The sequence below is a fragment of the Flavobacterium sp. genome (genome assembly GCF_043773265.1).
Classification (GTDB): Bacteria; Bacteroidota; Bacteroidia; order Flavobacteriales; family Flavobacteriaceae; genus Flavobacterium.
Map to the genome: position 1 here is coordinate 1 of NZ_JAYVFH010000274.1, position 2,955 is coordinate 2,955.

Below are 2,955 nucleotides of genomic sequence, written 5' to 3' on the forward strand. Positions count from 1 at the left end.
ATTCTTGTTTAATTACATTATAGTAAAGTTTTTCTTTTTCTTTGTTTGTCATAAATTTTGTTATTTCTACGATTTTTCAAACTATATCTGCTAACGTCTTGCGGCTTGGCGTCAGTTGGGGATTTGGTTAGCCAAATGTATAAATTTAAGACCGAACTTCCAAGTACAAAACCAACTTTAAAGTTTACCTAAACCCCCAATTGCGCCAAACCGTTGTTGTGCGTTCGTTTTTTTTAAATTGCAATTGCTTCAATATTTACCTTTCCTCCAACTGCACCTAAAACTTTTAGTATTGTTGAGAATTGAGGTTTAGATCCTCCGGAAAGTGCTTTGTATAAACTCGGTCTGCTCAATCCTGATTTTTCAGCAATTTTCGTCATTCCAATTGCTTTTGCTACGTTTCCGATTGCCTCAACCAATTCTTTTTCTGAACCTTGATTTAAAACCTCGTTCAAATATTCCGCAATCATTTCGTTGCTATCTAAATAATCTGCTACTTCAAATTTCGTTGTTTCCATTTTTATAAATTTAATGTGTTCAAAATTTCCTTTGCTTTTTCGATATCTTGTTGTTGAGTCGATTTGTCTCCACCAATTAACAAAATAATCACTTTCCCGTCTTGTTCTTTGAAGTAAACTCGATAACCTTTTGCATAGTTTATTTTGAGTTCTCTAATTCCTTCGCCGAAACTTTCGCAATCTTCGAAATGTTCATCATTTTCGAGTTTTTGGATTCGAATCAAAATTTTGGCTTTTGCTCGAATATCTTTTAATTTTCGTAACCATTTATCAAATTCAGTTGTTTTGTTAATTAAGAACATTTTCTATTTGTATTCATTTGGATACAAATATACAAATTGATTTTATAATTTACTGATTTAATTAATTTATTTTTCTTTCGGTTTTCTTTCGCTCGAAAATGACGCACAACGTCTCGTGGCTTGGCGTCAGTTGGGGATTTGGTCAGCCAAATGTATAAATTAAAGACCGAACTTCCAAGTACAAAACCAACTTTAAAGTTTGCCTAAAACCCCAATTGTGCCAAACCGCTGTTACCTGCTGTACTTATTTTTCTATTCTTATTAATTTTCCGTTTTCAAAATATAAATTTTTTTTCCAAGAATAATACCAATATACTTTTGTAATATTTTCATAAATTATTGTCGATTTGTCAAACGGTTTTCCCCACGACATTTCACACATTTCCTTGGTCATTCCAATAACAATATTATTATTATTTACAAGGTTTCCATAGTAATCTCCAAACATTGCTATGCATTTATTTAAATATACTTTTTCTTTGGCAAGTCTTTTTTCGGTTTCACTTTGTTTTAATTTTTTGTTTCTAGCAATTAATTGTGCTTGTTGAAGTTTTTTGTCATTTTCTTCATTAACATAATCTTCATATATTTTGAAGTTTAAGTTTTCGCCATTTAATCCTTTAAATATTATTATTTGCCCTTTTTCGTTAGTCAATTTATATGCAATAAAATAACTACCCATTTTTAATTTATAGTCGTCTTTTGCAAAAATTTCTTTTTTGCTTAATAATGTAACTTCACAATTCCAAATTGATTTGTTTGGAAGATTAAATTTCTCATTTTTTGAAAAATCAGTAGTTTCAAAGTTTTCATTTGATAAAACAGCAATAATTTTTTTTGAATTATAAATTTCTTTTTGTTTCACAAAATAAGGAACAAGTATGAAGTAATTTAGGTTGAAAACGTATATTTGTTCCTTTGTAATATCATCTTGAATTTTGAATATAATTTTTGACATATCATAAATGTCATAATTATTAAATCCAACATCGTCTATATAATTGTCATAATTATCATTTCTATTATTAATAAGTTTTTTTATATTATCCAGAATTGTTTTCATTTCTTCTCCTGTATAAACATCAATTACAGTATAATATTTATTTGAAACTTCATCTGCGTTTGTATTTATTGATGCATAAGCATTACCATTTACTACGCCAGAATAATAATGAAATGGTTTATATTTATAGGTGAAAATATTTTTATAAATTTTGTTAGTTTTACTACCCATATTATCCACCATTTTTAATTCTCTTATTGGATCAATATTTACTTTTGATAAACTGTCTGCAAACATAAACGGATATTCTTTTCCTACATAACTAAAATCTTCATTATTATTATATTTAGGTAAATAAATTTTTTGACCAATATACATTTTATAATTTATTAAATCTTCTTGTTCTTTGTAATCGTAAATACTATCAAAAGGAATAGGTTTTGGCTCTACAACTTCTATTCCTTTTTTCTCAACACTTCCTATAGTAATTTGAGAAAAAGAAAATATTGGAAAAAGAAATAATATAACTGGAATTGATTTTTTTACCATTTTTAAAAAGTTTTCGGTGAATTTGGATTTATTAATGAAATATTTTGTTTCGTTTTGTATTCCTTTCCATTCAAAATGAATTACTCTTTGCGACATAATTGTAAAATTTCTACACTTTTCAAGTATGTTTTTATCTCTGTCATTGAACGAATTAAATAAATCTTCGATTTCTTTAATTATTAATTTATCAATTTCATTATCAGGATTTAGCATCAGTTTTAAATAATTATATTTCAAGATAATTAGTTGATTATTTTCGGTATTTTCTTTATCATTATTTCCTTCATATTCTATTAGGCTAATATATTCGGCTAATGTATTTCTTAATTTCTCTATATAATTAATTCGCTCTTTCGTAATTACGTTTACAAAAAGTAATTTTTTTGCATTAAAAATTAACAATAAAATTGATACTGTAAGTGTTCCAATTGAAATGTATTCTGTTATCGTCATTTATGCGGTCATTTTTTTTAGTATAGCAGGTAACGTTTTGCAGCTTGCAGAAGTGGCGGATTAAGGAAGCATAAACTTTCGGTTAAACACTGACTTTGCAAGTACAAAACCAACTTCAAATTAAGCCCAA

General features: G+C 27.2%; 3 protein-coding genes. All 3 read right to left on the minus strand.

Going from position 1 to position 2,955, the window contains the following annotated elements; translation table 11 throughout:
• Window positions 1-233: 233 nt before the first annotated feature.
• Window positions 234-518: an addiction module antidote protein gene (locus ACH2BO_RS14415; protein WP_395045433.1), complete on the minus strand. Its 285-nt coding sequence runs from the start codon at window positions 516-518 to the stop codon at window positions 234-236.
• A gap of 2 nt (window positions 519-520) precedes the next feature.
• Window positions 521-820 carry a type II toxin-antitoxin system RelE/ParE family toxin gene (locus tag ACH2BO_RS14420; protein ID WP_395045434.1) on the minus strand — a complete coding sequence of 100 codons (300 nt, stop codon included), beginning with the start codon at window positions 818-820 and terminating at the stop codon, window positions 521-523.
• A gap of 244 nt (window positions 821-1,064) precedes the next feature.
• Window positions 1,065-2,825 (minus strand): hypothetical protein, encoded by a 1,761-nt coding sequence (locus tag ACH2BO_RS14425; protein ID WP_395045435.1) that lies wholly within the window; start codon window positions 2,823-2,825, stop codon window positions 1,065-1,067.
• Between the last annotated feature and the right edge of the window lie 130 nt (window positions 2,826-2,955).